Source organism: Streptomyces sp. NPDC047049, assembly GCF_040643995.1.
In the GTDB taxonomy this organism is placed as follows: Bacteria; Actinomycetota; Actinomycetes; order Streptomycetales; family Streptomycetaceae; genus Streptomyces; species Streptomyces mooreae.
In genome coordinates, this window is the sequence record NZ_JBEYVM010000006.1 from 289,615 (window position 1) to 307,985 (window position 18,371).

An 18,371-nucleotide genomic window follows, 5' to 3' on the forward strand; every position below is an offset into this window, starting at 1 on the left:
AGCCCCGGCCGGATGGGTGCCGGACCGCTTCGGAGGGACGCTGCGCCTCCTCTGGACAGCCGGAGTGCCGGTCAGGTCCGGAGAGCGCGGAGGCCGGTCTCACTCCGTACGGTCGTCCTGGCGCCCCAGGGTCACCGCACGCACCCCGGCCAGCTCGGACAGGGTCTCGACCAGGGGGCGTGCGGAAGCGGCTCCCTCCAGACGGAGCAGTGCCGCGGCCGGGGTGCCTGCCTCGTCCGTGCGGGTTTCCACCTGGACATCGGTCACCCGGAAGCCGCTGCCGGTGCATATCTCCCATATGCTGCCCAGCAGCCCGTCTTCCGAGCGGTACTTGATGCGCAGTTCGATACGGGCGTAGGACGGCCGCGAGGGGATCCGGTCGGACAGCTTCGAGAAGCCGCGGACGACGAGGAAGTGCACCGCCGTCGCGCCGGTGGCCAGCAGCGGCAGGCCGCCACCGCAGGCCATGCCGATGGCGCAGGTCAGCCAGATGGTGGCGGCCGTCGTCAGCCCCCGGACCGCGTCCTTCCTGACGAAGATCAGGCCGCCGCCGATGAAGCCGATGCCCGAGACGACCTGGGCGGCCACCCGGGACGGGTCGAGTGCCACGCCGTCCGTTCCCAGCAGCGCACCGAAACCGTGGACCGACACCTCCATGAACAGCGCGCTGCCCACGCCGACGAGCGTATGCGTGCGCAGGCCGGCGCTCTTCTGTCTCGCCTCGCGTTCCAGGCCGATCAGTGAGGACAGCAGCAGCGCTATCGCCAGCTCGGTGAACTGGCGCAGCCCCTGACCACTGTGGAAGTCGAACAGCGCGGCGGCGAGTTGCGGGGCGGACATGACGCGATTGTCCCTCGGCCGGCCCGGCGTCCGGCGCTCCGCGGGCCGTTGTCAGCGGTCGCCGTTAGCGTGGAATGCGTTGGGCGGCCCGCGCGTGACGAGCGGGCCGCCGGGCGGCGCCGCGGGCGGTGTCGTACGGGGGACGGATGTGGAGGAGCGCATGGCGAAGGCGGCGGGTCCGGCGGCGGTGCGGGAGCGGGTGCGCGCGTTCGCGCTCGGGCTTCCCGGGACCGTGGAGGAGTTCCCCTGGGGCGAGAGCGTCATCAAGGTCAACAAGAAGGTCTTCGTCTTCCTCGGCATCGATGACGGCGACCGCCCGCGCGGGGTCACGCTGAAGCTGAAGGACCCCGCAGCGCATGCCCATGCCCTGACCTTGCCCGGTGCCAAGCCCGCGGGCTACGGCCTGGGCAGGTCCGGATGGGTGCAGGTCCCGCTGGCGGAGCCGGGCGCTCCGCCAGCCGATCTGCTCTGCGACTGGGCCGAGGAGTCGTATCGCCTCATAGCCCCCAAGAAGCTCATCGCCGAGCTCGACGGGGGATAGGGCGACGCAGCGGCAGCAGGCGCGCGAAGGCCCGCGACAGTGATGGCAGTTGAGCATCGCCGGTGCGGGCCTTTCGGCTGGTGTCACCTGGCACGGGGGTCTTGTGGAAAGTGGAACACGTTCTTAACATCGCGAGTGTTACATCAGAAGTGTCACAGTGCGGAAAGGCATGGGGCGCGATGACGGAGTCAGGGAACGGCCCGCTGAGCGGGGTGCGGGTGGTCGAACTCGCGGGCATCGGCCCCGGTCCGTTCGCCGCCATGCTCCTGGCCGACCTCGGCGCGGATGTCGTCCGCGTTGACCGGCCCGGAGGCCCGGGGCTGGGCGTCGATCCGGCCTACGACGTCACCAACCGCAACAAACGCTCCGTGCTGGTGGACCTGAAGAGCCCCGAAGGGGTGGCGCACGTCCTCGAACTGGCCGAACGTGCCGATGTGCTGATCGAGGGGTACCGGCCGAGCGTGGCCGAGCGGCTGGGAGTGGGCCCCGAGGAGTGCCTGGCGCGCAACCCCCGGCTGGTCTATGGCCGGATGACGGGCTGGGGACAGCAGGGCCCGCTCGCCGACACCGCCGGACACGACATCGGCTATATCGCCATCACGGGCGCCCTGGGCATGATCGGCCCGCCCGACGGCCCGCCCGCGATCCCCGCCAATCTCCTCGGTGACTACGCCGGCGGCTCCCTCTACCTCGTCATCGGCGTCCTCGCCGCCCTCCAGCACGCCCGCACCGAGGGCGGAACGGGCCAGGTCGTCGACGCCGCCATCGTCGACGGCACGGCCCATCTGACGGCGATGATCCACGGCATGCTGGCGGCCGGCGGCTGGCAGGACCGGCGCGGTGCGAATCTGCTCGACGGCGGGGCGCCCTTCTACGGCACCTACGAGACCGCCGACGGCGGCCATATGGCGGTGGGCGCGCTGGAGAAGCGGTTCTACGGCGCCTTCATCCGGCTGCTGGGCATCGAACAAGAGGCACCCAGCCGCGACGACCTCACCGCCTGGGGTGAGCTGCGCACCACCATCGCCGCCCGCTTCAAGACCCGTACCCGTGAGGAATGGACGGCGGTCTTCGCGGGTTCCGACGCCTGTGTGGCGCCGGTGCTCTCTCTGCGCGAGGCCCCGCAGCACCCGCATCTCGCCGCCCGCGGCACCTTCGTCGAGCACGGGGGACTCACCCAGCCCGCGCCCGCACCGCGCTTCTCGCGCACTCCGGGCGCGGTACGCAGACCGCCCGCACAGCCCGGCGCCGACTTGGCGGAGATCGCCCGTGACTGGCAGGTCCCCGGCCTCCTCGCCACACGCGTCGCCGACGACCCGCCCGCCGGCCCGGCCCACGCCGGGCAGCAGGACACGGCCGGCTGATGGCACCCGCCACCATGCTCCCGTACGCGGCCGGCCCGCGTCCCCTGCCGAAGAGGCCGCGGCCTTCCCCCTGGGGAGGGCCGGCGACGTGCGGCGCGGGCGGCTCGCCATGGGCGCCGTCCGGCGCCGCCCCGTGGGGCGGCCGGGCCCCACGCCGCCCGACCCCGTCAGGAACCGGCTCCGAGGAGGGCCCGCAGCATGACCGCGCAGATGAAGCGCCAGATCTTCACCGAGGACCACGAGGCCTTCCGCAAGGTCGTACGGACCTTCCTCGCCAGGGAAGTGACGCCGTATTACGAGCAGTGGGAGAAGGCCGGCATCGTCAGCCGGGACGCCTGGCGGGCGGCCGGCAAGCAGGGGCTCCTGGGCCTGGCGGTTCCCGAGGAGTACGGCGGGGGCGGACAGCACGACTTCCGCTACAGCGCGGTGCTGGCCGAGGAATTCACCCGGGCGGGCGCAGCCGGGCTGGCCGTGGGCCTGCACAACGACATCATCGGCCCCTATCTGACGACGCTGGGCACCGAGGAGCAGAAGCGCCGCTGGCTGCCCGGCTTCTGCAGCGGCGAGATCATCACCGCCATCGCGATGACCGAGCCCGGAGCGGGCTCCGACCTGCAGGGCATCCGTACCCACGCCGAGGATGCGGGCGACCACTGGATCCTCAACGGATCCAAGACCTTCATCTCCAACGGCATCCTCGCCGACCTGGTCATCGTCGTGGCCAAAACGACACCGGAAGGCGGGGCGCACGGCCTGAGCCTGCTGGTCGTCGAGCGGGGCATGGCGGGCTTCGAGCGTGGCCGCAACCTCGACAAGATCGGGCAGAAGTCCCAGGACACCGCCGAGCTGTTCTTCCACGACGTCCGCGTCCCCAAGGGGAACCTGCTCGGCACGCTGAACGGCGCCTTCGTCCATCTGATGACCCATCTCGCCCAGGAGCGGATGGGCATCGCCGTCGCCGCCGTCGCCGGTGCCGAACACCTGCTGGAGATCACCAGCGAGTACGTCAAGGAGCGCGAAGCCTTCGGACGACCGCTGGCCAAGCTCCAGCACATCCGCTTCGAGATAGCCGAGATGGCCACCGAATGCGCCGTCACCCGGGCGTTCCTCGACCGCTGTATAGCCGACCACTCCGCCGGTGTACTGGATGCGGTGCACGCCTCGATGGCCAAGTGGTGGGCCACCGAACTGCAAAAGCGTGTCGCCGACCGCTGTCTGCAACTCCATGGCGGCTACGGCTATATGGCGGAATACCGCGTGGCCAAGGCCTTCACCGACGGCCGTATCCAGACGATCTACGGAGGGACCACCGAGATCATGAAGGAGATCATCGGACGCTCCCTGCTCGGCTGACCGCGGACCGGCCCCGGTCCCCACCCGCTGCCTCTGCCTCCACCCTCATGCGAAAGGCTTGTTGACTTGAGTACCGAAGCGTACGTATACGACGCGATCCGCACCCCGCGCGGCCGCGGCAAGGCCAATGGCGCACTGCACGGCACCAAGCCGATCGACCTGGTCGTCGGTCTGATCCATGAAGTGCGCCGGCGCTTCCCCGGGCTGGACCCGGCCGCCGTCGACGACATCGTGCTCGGCGTCGTCGGACCGGTCGGTGACCAGGGCTCCGACATCGCCCGGATCGCGGCGATCGCCGCCGGACTGCCCGACACCGTGGCCGGCGTCCAGGAGAACCGCTTCTGTGCCTCGGGTCTGGAGGCCGTCAACATGGCCGCCGCCAAGGTGCGTTCCGGCTGGGAGGACCTGGTCCTGGCGGGCGGCGTCGAATCCATGTCCCGGGTCCCGATGGCCTCCGACGGCGGCGCCTGGTTCGCCGACCCGATGACCAACTTCGACACCGGCTTCGTCCCGCAGGGCATCGGCGCCGACCTGATCGCCACGATCGAGGGCTACACCCGCCGGGACGTCGACGAGTTCGCCGCGCTCTCCCAGGAGCGCGCCGCCGAGGCATGGAAGGACGGCCGCTTCGACCGCTCCGTCGTCCCGGTACGCGACCGCAACGGCCTGGTCGTCCTCGACCACGACGAGCACATGCGCCCCGGCACCACCGCCGACTCCCTGGGCGGCCTCAAGCCGTCCTTCGCCACCATCGGTGACGCCGGCGGCTTCGACGCGGTCGCCCTGCAGAAGTACCACTGGGTCGAGAAGATCGACCACGTCCACCACGCCGGCAACTCCTCCGGCATCGTGGACGGCGCGGCGCTCGTCGCCATCGGTTCCAAGGAGGTCGGCGAGCGCTACGGCCTGACCCCCCGGGCCCGTATCCTCTCCGCCGCGGTCTCCGGCTCCGAGCCGACGATCATGCTCACCGGCCCCGCGCCCGCCAGCCGCAAGGCTCTTGCCAAGGCCGGGCTGACCATCGACGACATCGACCTGGTCGAGATCAACGAGGCCTTCGCCGCCGTCGTGCTGCGCTTCGTCAAGGACATGGGCCTGAGCCTGGACAAGGTCAACGTCAACGGCGGCGCCATCGCCCTGGGACACCCCCTCGGCGCCACCGGCGCGATGATCCTCGGCACCCTGATCGACGAGCTGGAGCGGCAGGACAAGCGCTACGGCCTGGCCACCCTCTGCGTCGGCGGCGGCATGGGCATCGCCACCGTCATCGAGCGCCTCTGACCCTCGTCCCACCCACTACGGAGTACGCACCATGAGTGAATCCGCTGCTGTGTCGACCATTCGCTGGGAACAGGACGAGACCGGCATCGTCACCCTGGTCCTGGACGACCCGGACCAGTCCGCCAACACCATGAACAACGCCTTCAAAACCTCCCTCACCGCGGTCGCCGACCGCCTGGAGGCCGAGAAGGACACCATCCGCGGCATCATCTTCACCTCCGCCAAGAAGACCTTCTTCGCCGGCGGCGACCTGCGCGACCTGATCGCCGTCACCCCCGACAAGGCCCAGCAGGCCTTCGAATCGGGCAACGGCATCAAGCGCGACCTGCGCCGTATCGAGACCCTGGGCAAGCCCGTCGTCGCCGCGGTCAACGGCGCGGCGCTGGGCGGCGGTTACGAGATCGCGCTCGCCTGCCACCACCGCATCGCGCTCGACACCCCCGGCACCAAGATCGGCCTGCCCGAGGTCACCCTCGGCCTGCTGCCCGCCGCCGGCGGCGTCACCCGTACGGTCCGGCTGCTCGGCATCGCCGACGCGCTGCTGAAGGTGCTGCTCCAGGGCACCCAGTACAACGCCACCCGCGCCAAGGACGCCGGGCTGATCCACGAGGTCGCGGCCACGCCCGAGGAACTGCTGGCCAAGGCCCGCACCTTCATCGACGAGCACCCCGAGTCCCAGCAGCCCTGGGACGTCAAGGGCTACCGCATCCCGGGCGGCACCCCCGCCCAGCCGAAGTTCGCGGCCAACCTCCCGGCGTTCCCCGCCAACCTCAAGAAGCAGCTGAACGGCGCGCCCTACCCTGCCCCGCGCAACATCCTCGCCGCGGCGGTGGAGGGCTCCCAGGTCGACTTCGAGACCGCGCAGACCATCGAGGCGCGCTACTTCGTCGAGCTGGTGACCGGCCAGATCTCCAAGAACATGATCCAGGCGTTCTTCTTCGACCTGCAGGCCGTCAATTCCGGTGCCAACCGGCCGAAGGACATCGCGCCCCGCAAGGTCGAGAAGGTCGCGGTCCTCGGCGCCGGCATGATGGGTGCGGGCATCGCCTACTCCTGTGCCAGGGCCGGGATGCAGGTCGTCCTCAAGGACATCACCCCGGAGGCGGCGCAGAAGGGCAAGGCGTACGCGGAGGGGCTGCTCGCCAAGGCGCTCTCCCGGGGCCGTACGACCGAGCAGAAGCGCGATGAGCTGCTGGCACGCATCACGCCCACCGCCGAGCCGGCGGACCTCGCGGGCTGTGACGCCGTCATCGAGGCGGTCTTCGAGGACGTCGCGCTCAAGCACAAGGTGTTCAAGGAGATCCAGCACATCGTCGCCCCCGACGCGCTGCTGTGCTCCAACACCTCCACCCTGCCCATCACCCTGCTGGCCGAGGGCGTCGAGCGCGACCAGGACTTCATCGGACTGCACTTCTTCTCCCCGGTCGACAAGATGCCACTGGTGGAGATCATCAAGGGGGAGCGGACCGGCGACGAGGCACTGGCCCGCGCCTTCGACCTGGTCCGCCAGATCAAGAAGACCCCGATCGTCGTCAACGACTCGCGCGGCTTCTTCACCTCCCGTGTCATCGGCCACTTCATCAACGAAGGCGTGGCGATGATCGGCGAGGGCGTCGACCCGGTCTCCGTCGAGCAGGCCGCGGCCCAGGCCGGCTACCCGGCCAAGGTGCTGTCCCTGATGGACGAGCTGACCCTCACCCTGCCGCGCAAGATCCGCGAGGAGACCAAGCGGGCCGTCGAGGAGTCCGGCGGCACCTGGCAGCCGCACCCGGCCGACGCGGTGATCGACCGGATGGTCGATGAGTTCGGCCGCCCCGGCCGCAGCGGCGGCGCCGGCTTCTACGAGTACGGGGACGACGGCAAGCGCGCCGGCCTGTGGCCCGGCCTGCGCGAGCACTTCACCAAGAAGGACACCGCGGTCCCGTTCCTCGACATGCAGGAGCGGATGCTCTTCTCCGAGGCTCTGGACACCGTCCGCTGCTTCGAGGAGGGCGTGCTCACCTCCGTCGCCGACGCCAACATCGGCTCCATCTTCGGCATCGGCTTCCCGGGCTGGACCGGCGGCGTGATCCAGTACATCAACGGCTACCAGGGCGGACCGGGGCGGGAAGAACTCGTCGGCCTGCCTGGTTTCGTGGCCCGCGCCCGCGAGCTGCAGGCGGCCTACGGAGACCGGTTCGCGCCGTCCGCGCTGCTGGTCGAAAAGGCCGAGAAGGGCGAGAAGTTCAGCGACTGAACAGTCCTGACGTGTCAGGCCACGGACCGACCGGCCACGGACCGAGCGGCCATGGTCTGACCGGCCATGGTCTGACCGGTCAGGGACCGGCCGGTCAGGGACCGACCGGTCAGAGGGGCGGGCCCCGGCGGCCCGCCCCTCACCCCAGCGAGGTGCGGCCGCCCCCCGGGCCCTGGCCGCCCTCCTTGCCGAACGACTCCCGCAGCTCCTGCTTCATCGACCGCTGGAATGCGGTGACCAGGGCCTGCACCACCATCGGCTGCATATGTGCCGAGAGCGACTTCATCCGCGCCAGCTCCTCCTCGTCCGGCCCGCCGTCCCGGTACGGCTCCCACACCTCGTCCTTGAAGAGCCTGCTGAGCTCCCGGGCCGCCGAGCGGGTGTGCTCGATGACGACGGTGCGCGCCGCGATGATGGTCTCGAGCGCGATCGGGACGTCCAGCAGCCGGGCGCCCAGGTGCAGCAGCCCCGGATCGACCCGGAAAACCTGCGGGTCATCGGTCCGTACGAGCACACTCATCGCCGCCAGCCGGTCCAGATCCTCCTCGGCCAGCGCCCGGCCGACCCGCCGCTCCAGCTGGGCCCGGGTGGCGTCCTCCGCCTTGTCCGGGAGCCAACTCGCCACCAGCGCCCGGTGGATGGCCAGATCCTGGGCGCTCAGATCCGGCGGCAGCTGCTCCAGATAGCGTTCGATGGCGGAGAGCGTCAGCCCCTGGTGCTGCAGTTCTTCGATGAGCGCGAGCCGTGAGAGATGGTCGGGACCGTAGCGGCCGACCCGGCGCGGACCGATCTCCGGCGGCGGCAGCAGGCCGCGGGTGCTGTAGAAGCGGATCGTGCGGACGGTGACGCCGGCGCGGGCGGCCAGTTCGTCGACCGTGAGGCCGGTGGCTGACTCCATCATGTTCATCAGTATTGCTGTCTCACCATGACTGTGAAACCCGTCTGAACCCTTCTGTCCCTTCTTCACCGGCTGCACCACCCCGTGCGGCGGCCGGGATCCGTCCCGCCCGGCACGGCAGAGCCCGTGGCGACGTCCTGGAGGGTGGGCGTAACCGATCGGGTGCCGGGAGAAACCGCCGGTATGGATACGGAGCGTATGCGCGCGGCTCCCGGGAATCGGCGGGCAGTCGTCGGTGTCGTGCGGAGGTTCCTGCGGACCGGAGAAGGCTCACGCGCGGACAAACGCTCGCTTCAACCGAACTGAACCGGTCACGAACAAGGGGTTTCGGGCGGCGAGCGAGGCCCGGAATGGGGCGAACGGAAACCTCAGTGAAACTTATCCGCCGGGTAATTCACGACAAAAATGGACAAATCTTGGATGGCTTATACACGCTGTGATCTTGCCCACAGACGGGGGAGCGCTCTTCGGGGAAGGTGTGCCGTCGGCCGTCCGCGCGATCTGCGGGACCGGCAATCGCTCAAGCGCCTCCCCGAAAGCGAGATGCACCACCAGTGAGCACAGAAACCGTCACCGAGACAGCCCACAGGTCACCTGACGGGGGAAGCGGCGCGCAGCAGGATGCGGGCGACGCGGGCTACAGCAAGGGCCTCAAGGGCCGGCACATCAACATGATCGCCATCGGTGGAGCGATCGGCACCGGCCTGTTCCTGGGTGCCGGTGGCCGACTGCACTCCGCCGGACCCGCGCTGGCGATTGCCTATGCGGTGTGTGGCCTCTTTGCCTTCTTCGTGGTACGGGCCCTGGGTGAGCTGGTGCTGCACCGCCCGTCGTCGGGGTCGTTCGTCTCCTACGCCCGCGAGTTCCTGGGGGAGAAGGGCGCCTACGTCGCCGGCTGGATGTACGTCGTCAACTGGTCCACGACCGGTATCGCCGACATCACCGCCATCGCGCTCTACACCCACTACTGGAGCCTGTTCACCGACATCCCACAGTGGGTGATGGCGCTGATCGCGCTGGCGGTCGTGCTGACCGTGAACCTGATCTCGGTGAAGATCTTCGGTGAGCTGGAGTTCTGGTTCGCGATCATCAAGGTCGCGGCGCTGGTCGTCTTCATGTTCATCGGCATCTTCCTGCTTGCCACCCAGCACCCGGTCGGCGGCCACGCACCAGGGCTGAATCTGCTCACCGACCACGGCGGCATCTTCCCGACCGGTCTGCTGCCCGTGGTGATCGTGCTCCAGGGCGTGGTCTTCGCCTACTCCGCCGTGGAGCTGGTCGGTGTGACCGCCGGTGAGACCGGTGAGCCGGAGAAGGTCGTGCCGAAGGCCGTCAACTCCATCATGTGGCGGGTGGGCGTCTTCTACGTCGGCTCGGTGATCCTGCTGGCGATGCTGCTGCCGTGGAACCAGTACGTCGACGGCCAGAGCCCCTTCGTCACGGTGCTGTCCAACGTCGGTGTGCCGGCCGCGGGCGATGTGATGAACCTCGTGGTGCTGACCGCGGCGATGTCCAGCCTGAACTCCGGGCTCTACTCGACCGGCCGCATCCTGCGCTCCATGTCGATGGCGGGCTCCGCGCCCAAGTTCGCCGGCCTGATGAACCGCAACCAGGTGCCGTACGGCGGCATCATGCTCACCTCCGCGGTGTGTGTGCTGGGTGTCGCGCTCAACTACGTCGTGCCGGGCGAGGCGTTCGAGATCGTCCTGAACATCGCGGCGCTGGGCATCATCAGCACCTGGTGCACGATCATGGTCTGCCACATGGTGTTCGTGCGGCGGTCGAAGGAGGGCCTGGTCGAGCGCCCGCGCTTCCGGCTCCCCGGCACGCCGGTCACCGACATCGCCACCATCGCCTTCCTGCTCGGCGTCATCGTCCTGATGTGGTTCGACGACGGCGTCGGCCGGCAGACCGTCATGCTGATCCCGGTCCTCGCCGTCGCGCTGGTCGCCGGCTGGTTCGCGGTCCGCGGCCGGGTGAACCGAATCGCCGAGGAACGCAAGCTGTCGAAGTAGTCGCGCAGTAACGCACGCCTGCGAAATCAAGGGCGGTCGCGGAGGCCGGAAGGCATCCGCGACCGCCCTTTCGCCTGCGCAGCGGCGGGCGGCGGAACGGGTTCCGGCGCGGCACAGTTACTCGGCCCCGGTCGATTGTCAGTGCCCGCCCTTACCGTGGAGGCATGACTGAGAGCACGGGGATCTCATACATCAAGGGGGACGCCTCCGCACCGCAGGGCAAGGGCGTCAAAATGATCACGCATCTCTGCAACGACCTGGGCGGCTGGGGCAAGGGTTTTGTCCTGGCCCTCTCCCGGCGCTGGCCGGAGCCGGAGGCCGCCTACCGCCGGTGGCACCGCGAGCGTGCGAAAAACGACTTCGGGCTGGGCGCCGCACAGTTCGTCCAGGTCGCCGACCGCCTCTGGGTGGCCAATGTCGTCGGGCAGCGCGGCCTGCGTACGGGCAGCAAGGGCGCCCCCGTGCGGTACGAGGCCATCGACACCGGGCTCGGCCGGGTCGCGGACCGGGCCGGGGAACTCGGGGCGTCGGTCCATATGCCGCGGATCGGCTGCGGCCTTGCGGGCGGTAGGTGGTCCCGGGTGGAGCCGCTGATATCCGAGCGGCTCACCCGGCGCGGCATACCGGTGACGGTCTACGACCGCTGAAACCCGCCTGGCCGCCGCGCGCCGCCCGTCGCCGACAGTACGGCCGCCGTTCGGTTGCCGATCGGCGGACGGTGATCGGAGAGATCGGTCGAGGTGTATTTCCTGGCCGGGTCACGGGCACGGCTGACCGGCAGTGGGTACCGGGCTGCGGGTGGTGTGTACGGCGGCCAGGGCGGTGATGGTGCTCTGGGTCCACGAGAGCATGGTCCGTTCCCGTGTGGCCGGGTCGTCGCAGGCCGGGTGGCCGAAGGCGCCGTGAGGGTTTTGCTGGGAGAGGAGGAAGGCGACTGCGTCGCGGGTGATGCGGTGTTGTGCCAGACCGGCGCGGGCCCAGTCCCGGACGAGGGCGGCGATGTGCCCCAGGTGGTAGTTCTTCCAGGCGTGGGGCAGGACGGCGGCTGCCGGCTTCGGTGGTGAGTGCGGTGTGGCGGCTTCCTCGTTCGCCGGCGCGGCGGCGCGGTCGGGGGAGATCAGCCCCAGGTCGACGAGGCGTTGGACGTTGCGCGCGGCCTGCGGCGGAACCCTGTCGAGGAGTTCGACGGCAGCGGCGGCGGAGGTGAGGAAGGTGTCGAGTGACGGGCATGTGATCTTGTGGGTCCGCAGGCCGAACGCGAACTCGCCCACGACCTCCATCCCGTGTCCCTGCCACACCTCCGCGTCCACGTCCGCGAGACGTTCGGAGAAGTCCAGGAGCAGGGGGCAGGCGAGCTCGGGTTCGCCCAGGGCCTCGGCCGCGTGCGCGACAGCCGCGGCGGCCGGCAGGTGCGTGACAGGGGTATGGCGCCGGGTCGTGTCGGCCAGCCACACCACTGCCCGCCGCAGCGGCTCCTCCACGGTCAGATGGGGCGTGGGTACGGAGGGCCTGGCTCTCCGCACCACTCTGGGGCTGCGGTCCAGGAGCGCGGCCAGGACGGCGACGATGGTGGTGTGATAGCCGGTGGCCCAGTGTGCGTACGCGTCGTCCCCGTCGGCCAGTTCGGGGTGGACCACACCAGGAGGCCCGTTGACCCGCCCGTTGGCCTCTTGTGCCGCCGTCAGGAACTCCCATGCCCGGCGGGCTTCCTGAGAGTCCCGCACCCCGAGGCACAGCAGACAGCACAGGAGTTCCCCCACCAGGTCGGCATTCTCCTGGCCGAGGGTGAGAACGAGCAGCGCTTCGAGCAGTTCCACCGCCGTGTCCGGGTCGAAGTTCCGTGGCCAGCGGGGCTCGCGGAGGCCGAAGTCCGTGGCGTAGAAGATCGTGTGGGTGATGGCGTAGATGTCGCGGTCGGTGAGCTTGGCGACATTCGGGCTGTTGCAGAGCAGGGTGAACGGCAGGACGTCGTCCATGGCCGGCAGCGTGTGGCGGACGCCGCACAGCTCCAGGGTGTGCAGCAGATCGAGCTGCCGGTACGGGATCCGTTCGAAGACCGCCGCGTACCCTCCGGCCGCGGCCTGCGTGATGACGTGCCGGAACTCCGGGTCCTCGCGTCCGCAGAGCCGGAGTGCCGCATAGGTCCCCGCGTACAGCAGGAGGGCCGCTTCGTCCCGGGCGATCAGCTCCCGATAGGAGGGGCGGGCCGTGATCTTCTCGATCTGAGTGAGGAGGGCCGTGTAGTCGGGCTCCAGCGGCTCGGGGGCGAGACGCGCCCGTAGCCCCACCAGGAAGGCGGTTTCGATGAGCGCCTTGCGGGCGAACAACACCCGGTCCGTGGCGGCTTCGGCCGGATCGATCAGATGGCGGCGCGCAGCGAGCCAGGCGACCGCCCGGGTCTCCACCGCGCGCCTTTGTGACATGCCGTCACCGGGTTGCGTCGTGTCCATCGGATGCCTCCCGGCGATCGGTGCCGTCAACGGTCAGTTGCGCGCAGCGGAGTCGTCGCACTCGGCGACCTGGTTGGCGACCACCAGGACGTAGCGCTCCCAGGCGAGCACGTAGCCCGCCACATCGTCGATCTGGCTGACTTGATCGACGACTCGCTCCAGCGGAACGCTGAGGTCGACGAGTCCGCTCGTCCTCAGGAAGTCGAGTGCCTTGCGGGCGTCAATCGGCGGGGGAGGGGGAGGACAGGACATGTGTGTGCTCCTTTTGGGTGGTTCGGACAGATGTCGCGAGTGTCGCGTTCCGTGATGCCCATGTCACTATCTGCGCCCGGCAAGGAAAAACGGTGATGTCATCGGCCCAGCTCATGGGGGTTTATCTCAAGGAAAAACCACCCTTACGGGCTAATGTCACCTGAGGGTGAGGGGTGCGCTGTGGCTTGCGGCGGCCTGCTCGGGGTGGCCCGCCTGTGACGGCCTGCCCTGCCGTGCGCGGCCCGCAGCGGTCCGCCTCTGGTGCGGACACCCCCGCCTGAGGGCAACTCGTCCGCGCGCAAGCCTCGTTCGATGCCGGCCCGGCCCGGCCCGTCCTGACTTCGCCCCTGTCAGGCGCGTCCATGCGGCAAGACGCCGAAGGGGTCGCACCGGCCGGGCGTCCCGGCATCCGTCAGCCATTAAACCCGCCGTATCATGATTAATGACATGAATACGGTAGAAACATACGTAAAGCCCCCGCCGGTCGGAGGTGTGCTCTGGTCGCTGGCCGGTGACGTCCGCATCCTGCTGACCCTGCCGGCCGCGCTGACCATGCAGGTCGCACACCCGGCGGTGGGTGCCGGAGTGGATGACCACTCCGTGTTCCGTACGGATCCATGGGGGCGCGGGGAGCGGTCGCTGACCTCGTTGCAGCTGTGGGTGTACGGAGGTGAGGGCGCGGCCGTGGAAGGGCGCCGGCTACGGCAGTTGCACAAGACCATTCAGGGGACCGACGCTCACGGCCGTAAGTATCACGCGCTCACTCCCGCGTACTACGCCTGGGTGCACGCCACCGGATTCCCGGTCTTCCGGAATGCGCAGCGCTATCTGGGAGGCCCCTTCACCGAGGCGCAGGAGCGGCAGCTGTATGCGGAATGGCTCCAGGTGGGACGGATCCTGGGAATCCACGACCGTGATATGCCGCAGTCCATCGAGGAGTTCTGGCCGTACTACCAGAAGGTTCTCGACAACGAACTCGAAGCGACCGTGGTGGTACGGGAGTTGGTGGCGAGGGACCCGGTACTGCCGGTCCCGGACCGTGGTCCGCGGTGGCTGCGGGTGCTCCTCCGGCTGACCTGGCCGTGGCTGTGCCCGCGGTTCGCCCGCTTCCGCCGCTTCCTCACGATCGGCCTGATGCCGCCGGAGGCCCGGTGTGCCATCGGACTGGAATGGACGGACGTGCAGGAGCGCCGGCTGCGCCGCTTCGGGCGGGTCGTCCGTGCCGTGGTCCCGGTGCTTCCGGAGCGCCTGCGCTTCCTGCCGGTCGCACGCCGGGCCCGGCAGGCGGCGCGCGGGCAGGCGCAATGAAGCCGGCCGGAGCCGGGGTGATTCCCCCCGGCTCCGGCCGGATCGCTGCCACGGGCGCCGGATCGGGCGCCCGTGTGGCGCGTCAGTGCCGGTGCACGTCGTGCGTGGCCGCGATCTGCTTCCACGACTTGGGCTCGGCGACCGGCGACTTCGCCGCGCCGAACGCCTGCTTGCCGGCGCCCGCCGTGGGCTTGGACGGCTGGAACAGCCAGGTGTCGAAGAACCCGTCAAGCTTCTTTCCGGACTTCTTCTCGGCGAACTTCACGAAGTCGGCCACCGAGGCGTTGCCGTACCGGTGCTCGGTGGGCCAGGACTTGAGCAGCCCGAAGAAGACCTTGTCGCCGACCTTGTTGCGGAGCGCCTGGAGGGCCAGCGCGCCCCGGTCGTAGACGGCGTCGTCGAACTGGTTCTCCGCGCCCGGGTTGCCCGGCTTGACCTTCCAGAACGGATCGTCGGCCGGGTGCTGGGCGTAGACGTAGTCCGCGAGCTCCTGCGCGGTGCCCTCGCCCTCCTTCTCCGACCACAGCCACTGGCTGTACGAGGCGAAGCCCTCGTTGATCCAGATGTCCTTCCAGTCCTTGAGCGAGACGCTGTCGCCGTACCACTGGTGGGCCAGTTCGTGTACGACGACGGAGACGTTCGTCCCGCGGTCGAAGGCCTTCTCGCCGTAGAACGGGCGGGTCTGGGTCTCCAGGGCGTAGTGGGCCGGCACGTTCGGCACATAGCCGCCCACCGCATTGAACGGGTAGGGACCGAAGACGCTTTCCAGCCACTCGGTGGCCTCGGTGGTCCGCTCGATGCTGGCCCGTGCCGAGTCCGCGTTCGCACCGAGGTCCTTGCTGACCGCGTTGATGACCGGCAGACCGTTCGCGGTCGTGTCGGTGGTGAGGTCGAACTTGCCGACGGCCAGCGTCGTCAGGTACGTCGCCTGCGGCTTGTCCGAGCGCCAGTTGTAGCGCGTCCAGCCCAGCTTGGAGGACTGCGAGGCCAGCACGCCGTTGCTCAGCGCCTGGGTGCCGTCCGGGACCGCCACCGAGACGTCGTACGTCGCCTTGTCGGTGGGGTGGTCATTGCTCGGGAACCACCACACGGCGGCGTCCGGCTCCTGGGCGATCACCGCGCCGTCGGGTGTACGGGCCCAGGCGCTGTAGTTGTCGATCTTCAGCTCGGAGGGCTTGCCCGCGTAGCGCACCACGACGCTGATCTGCTTGCCCTTCTCCAGTGGCGTGGCCGGGGTGACCTCCAGCTCGTGCTTGCCGGACGTGGCGAAGGAGGCCTTCTTGCCGTTGACCCGGATCTCGCTGACCTTGAGGCCGAAATCCAGGTTGAAGCGCGAGAGGTCCTGGGTGGTCTTGGCGAGCAGCGTCGCCGTGCCCTCCAGCAGGTCCGTCTTGGGCTGGTACTTGAGTCGCAGGTCGTAGTGGGAAACGTCGTATCCGCCGTTTCCGCTCTCGGGGTAGTAGCTGTCGCCCACACCCGGAGCGCCCGGGGTGAAGCCGGCCGCGGAGGCCGGGATCGCCAGCAGCAGGCTGAGTGCGGCGGCACCCGGGACCAGGAGTCTGTGACGCACGAGTCCTCCAACTCGTAGGGGGATGGCTCTCGTCAGACCCTATGCACGGAGGAGCGGCGGCGTCATGTACATGGCCTTATCTGACACATGACCGACATGAACCCCCGTCGCAGGCGCCGTTGGCCGCCGGCCGGCCGCAGCGGCCGGGCGCCGTTCCGGTACGCGCCGCCCCCGGCCACCTCCCCCGGCGCCGCTTCCTCCGCGACGGCCGTGGCAGCCAGGGTTGCGGGACAGGCTCTTACGCCGGGGAGTTGAGCCGCGCTACCGTCCGCCCGTGACGAAACCCGCGCGGACCCTCCGCACCCCCTTCACCGTGCTCGTGGTGGCGGCCGTCGCCGCCCTGCTGTCCGCCCTGACCGGGCCGGCCGCCGCACAGGCGGCGCCCCGCGAGAGCAGACCCGTCTACTCCTACGACCACGCGATACGCGAATCGGTCTGGGTGGACACACGGCTCGACGGCGACGCGGACGGGAGGACCGACCGCGTCGCCGTCGACATCGTGCGGCCCGCCGAACCCGCACAACAGGGCCGCCGGGTCCCCGTGATCATGGACGCCAGCCCGTACTACTCCTGCTGCGGACGAGGCAACGAGAGCCAGAAGAAGACCTACGACGACCACGGCCGCCCGGTCCAGTTCCCGCTCTACTACGACAACTACTTCGTGCCGCGCGGCTATGCGAGCGTCCTCGTCGATCTCGCGGGCACGAACCGCTCGGACGGCTGCACCGATGTCGGCGGCCGCTCCGACATCGGGTCGGCCAAGGCCGTGATCGACTGGCTCGGCGGCAGAGGCCGCGCCTATACCTCCCGTACGGGAGGTACCCCCGTCACCGCCGACTGGTCCAACGGCAGCACCGGCATGATCGGCAAGAGCTGGGACGCCACCATCGCCAACGGCGTCGCGGCCACCGGCGTCAAGGGGCTGAAGACCATCGTCCCGATCGCCGGTATCTCCTCCTGGTACGACTACTACTTCGCCCAGGGCGCCCCGCTCTACGACTCGGGCCCCGACGCCCTCGCGGATCTGGTCAACAGCCCCGACGCGCACCGGCGCTGCGCCGCGATGCAGAAGAAACTCGCCGATGGAGCGCCGCGCAGCGGCGACTGGACCGGCCTGTGGACCGAGCGCGACTATGTGCGGCACGCGGACAAGGTCCGGGCCAGCGTCTTCATGGTGCACGGCATGCAGGACCTCAACGTCCGCACCCGGCACGCCGGGCAGTGGTGGGACGCGCTCGCCCGGCACGGCGTCGAGCGCAAGATCTGGCTCTCCCAGACGGGGCACGTCGACCCCTTCGACTTCCGCCGCGGGGAGTGGGTCACGACCCTGCACCACTGGTTCGACCACTATCTGATGGGCTACGACAACGGCATCGACCGCGCCCCGATGGCCGATATCGAGCGTTCTCCCGGCACCTGGTCCACCGACCCGCAGTGGCCCGCCCCCGGCACCCGGACCACCACCCTGCGGCCGCGCGGCGGCAGCGCACCCGGCGTCGGCGTGCTGGGCACCACCAAGGCGCCGCCCGGCGCGAGTGCGGCCTTCACCGACGACCCGAAGCTGAGCGAGGCCGACTGGGCGGCCCGGATCGACGAACCGACGCCCGCCAAGGCCGGATTCAGCACCGCTCCGCTACGCGCCCCGCTGCGGCTGTCCGGCTCCGGCAAGGTGACGGTGACCGCCACCCCGAGCACCACGACCGCCCACCTCTCCGCCGTCCTGGTGGACCTCGGCCCCGACACCATCCGCAACTACGCGGCCGATGGCGAGGGCATCACCACCCTCGGCACGCGCACCTGCTGGGGCGCAGGCACCCCGGGCGACACCGGCTGCTTCAAGGAGACCGCCGCCGACACCCGGAAGGTCGGGTACACCGTCTTCAGCCGTGGCTGGGCCGACCTCGGCACCTACGCCGACCCCCACAAGGGCCGCCCGCTCACCCCGGGCAAGCGCTACACCCTCACCCTGGACCTGGCCGCGAGCGATCACCTCGTACCCGCCGGACACCGGCTCGCGCTCATCGTGGCCGGAACCGACGCCGGCCTGATCGACCCGCCCGCGTCCACCCCGAAGCTCACCCTCGACCTCTCCCGCACCGTTGCCCGACTGCCGCTGACCGGCGGAGCCCCGGCCTTCGCACGGGCCACCGCGGGCGCGCCCCGGCACCCGGCCGCCGCCGCACCGCCGGCCGGGATCGCCCCGCCGCGCGCGATCAGCCGGATGCCGGCCGGCGGATGACCGCCCGGGGCCGCCCACCGCGGG

Annotated in this window: 14 protein-coding genes; 9 read left to right on the forward strand and 5 right to left on the reverse strand. The window is 69.9% G+C overall.

Features of this window, described 5'->3' with window-relative positions; all coding sequences use genetic code 11:
- Positions 1-99: 99 nt before the first annotated feature.
- On the reverse strand, positions 100-840 hold the full coding sequence (locus tag ABZ851_RS17680) for an MgtC/SapB family protein (protein ID WP_361128059.1): 741 nt from the start codon (positions 838-840) through the stop codon (positions 100-102).
- A 160-nt stretch (positions 841-1,000) separates the two neighbouring features.
- Between ABZ851_RS17680 and ABZ851_RS17685 the strand changes: the two genes are divergently transcribed.
- The 5 genes from ABZ851_RS17685 to ABZ851_RS17705 all read left to right on the forward strand — a co-directional run bounded on the left by ABZ851_RS17685 (position 1,001) and on the right by ABZ851_RS17705 (position 7,615).
- On the forward strand, positions 1,001-1,381 hold the full coding sequence (locus ABZ851_RS17685) for an MmcQ/YjbR family DNA-binding protein (protein WP_093491276.1): 381 nt from the start codon (positions 1,001-1,003) through the stop codon (positions 1,379-1,381).
- Between the two features lie 179 nt (positions 1,382-1,560).
- Positions 1,561-2,745: a CaiB/BaiF CoA-transferase family protein gene (locus ABZ851_RS17690; RefSeq protein WP_361128063.1), complete on the forward strand. Its 1,185-nt coding sequence runs from the start codon at positions 1,561-1,563 to the stop codon at positions 2,743-2,745.
- 210 nt (positions 2,746-2,955) lie between these two features.
- Positions 2,956-4,098, forward strand: coding sequence for an acyl-CoA dehydrogenase family protein (locus tag ABZ851_RS17695; RefSeq protein ID WP_361128247.1), 1,143 nt, complete (start codon positions 2,956-2,958; stop codon positions 4,096-4,098).
- Positions 4,099-4,164: 66 nt separating this feature from the next.
- A complete protein-coding gene (locus ABZ851_RS17700; RefSeq protein ID WP_088801031.1) occupies positions 4,165-5,379 on the forward strand; it encodes an acetyl-CoA C-acetyltransferase in 1,215 nt (404 codons plus the stop codon).
- 31 nt (positions 5,380-5,410) lie between these two features.
- Positions 5,411-7,615 carry a 3-hydroxyacyl-CoA dehydrogenase NAD-binding domain-containing protein gene (locus ABZ851_RS17705; RefSeq protein WP_336047867.1) on the forward strand — a complete coding sequence of 735 codons (2,205 nt, stop codon included), beginning with the start codon at positions 5,411-5,413 and terminating at the stop codon, positions 7,613-7,615.
- A gap of 139 nt (positions 7,616-7,754) precedes the next feature.
- Here ABZ851_RS17705 and ABZ851_RS17710 read toward each other — a convergent pair whose 3' ends face one another.
- On the reverse strand, positions 7,755-8,516 hold the full coding sequence (locus ABZ851_RS17710; RefSeq protein WP_361128066.1) for a MerR family transcriptional regulator: 762 nt from the start codon (positions 8,514-8,516) through the stop codon (positions 7,755-7,757).
- Positions 8,517-9,067: 551 nt separating this feature from the next.
- On the opposite strand from ABZ851_RS17710, the gene ABZ851_RS17715 reads away from it, so the two are divergent.
- Entirely contained in the window at positions 9,068-10,528 is a 1,461-nt protein-coding gene (locus ABZ851_RS17715; RefSeq protein WP_361128069.1) for an amino acid permease, read from the forward strand.
- A 164-nt stretch (positions 10,529-10,692) separates the two neighbouring features.
- Positions 10,693-11,175 carry a macro domain-containing protein gene (locus tag ABZ851_RS17720; protein WP_361128072.1) on the forward strand — a complete coding sequence of 161 codons (483 nt, stop codon included), beginning with the start codon at positions 10,693-10,695 and terminating at the stop codon, positions 11,173-11,175.
- A gap of 111 nt (positions 11,176-11,286) precedes the next feature.
- On the opposite strand, the gene ABZ851_RS17725 is transcribed toward ABZ851_RS17720, so the two are convergent.
- Both ABZ851_RS17725 and ABZ851_RS17730 read right to left on the reverse strand, forming a co-directional pair.
- Positions 11,287-12,978 (reverse strand): hypothetical protein, encoded by a 1,692-nt coding sequence (locus tag ABZ851_RS17725; protein WP_361128075.1) that lies wholly within the window; start codon positions 12,976-12,978, stop codon positions 11,287-11,289.
- Between the two features lie 33 nt (positions 12,979-13,011).
- On the reverse strand, positions 13,012-13,230 hold the full coding sequence (locus ABZ851_RS17730; protein WP_088801036.1) for a hypothetical protein: 219 nt from the start codon (positions 13,228-13,230) through the stop codon (positions 13,012-13,014).
- Positions 13,231-13,677: 447 nt separating this feature from the next.
- Here ABZ851_RS17730 and ABZ851_RS17735 point away from each other — a divergent pair, with 447 nt between their 5' ends.
- The gene (locus ABZ851_RS17735) at positions 13,678-14,538 is read left to right on the forward strand and encodes an oxygenase MpaB family protein (protein ID WP_361128079.1); all 861 of its coding nucleotides are present in this window, start codon (positions 13,678-13,680) and stop codon (positions 14,536-14,538) included.
- Positions 14,539-14,620: 82 nt separating this feature from the next.
- Here the strand turns inward: ABZ851_RS17735 and ABZ851_RS17740 are convergent, their stop codons facing one another.
- Positions 14,621-16,108 carry a M1 family metallopeptidase gene (locus tag ABZ851_RS17740; protein WP_361128082.1) on the reverse strand — a complete coding sequence of 496 codons (1,488 nt, stop codon included), beginning with the start codon at positions 16,106-16,108 and terminating at the stop codon, positions 14,621-14,623.
- Positions 16,109-16,382: 274 nt separating this feature from the next.
- Between ABZ851_RS17740 and ABZ851_RS17745 the strand changes: the two genes are divergently transcribed.
- Positions 16,383-18,347, forward strand: a complete 1,965-nt coding sequence (locus ABZ851_RS17745) for a Xaa-Pro dipeptidyl-peptidase (protein ID WP_361128085.1) — start codon at positions 16,383-16,385, stop codon at positions 18,345-18,347.
- The last annotated feature ends 24 nt before the right edge of the window (positions 18,348-18,371 follow it).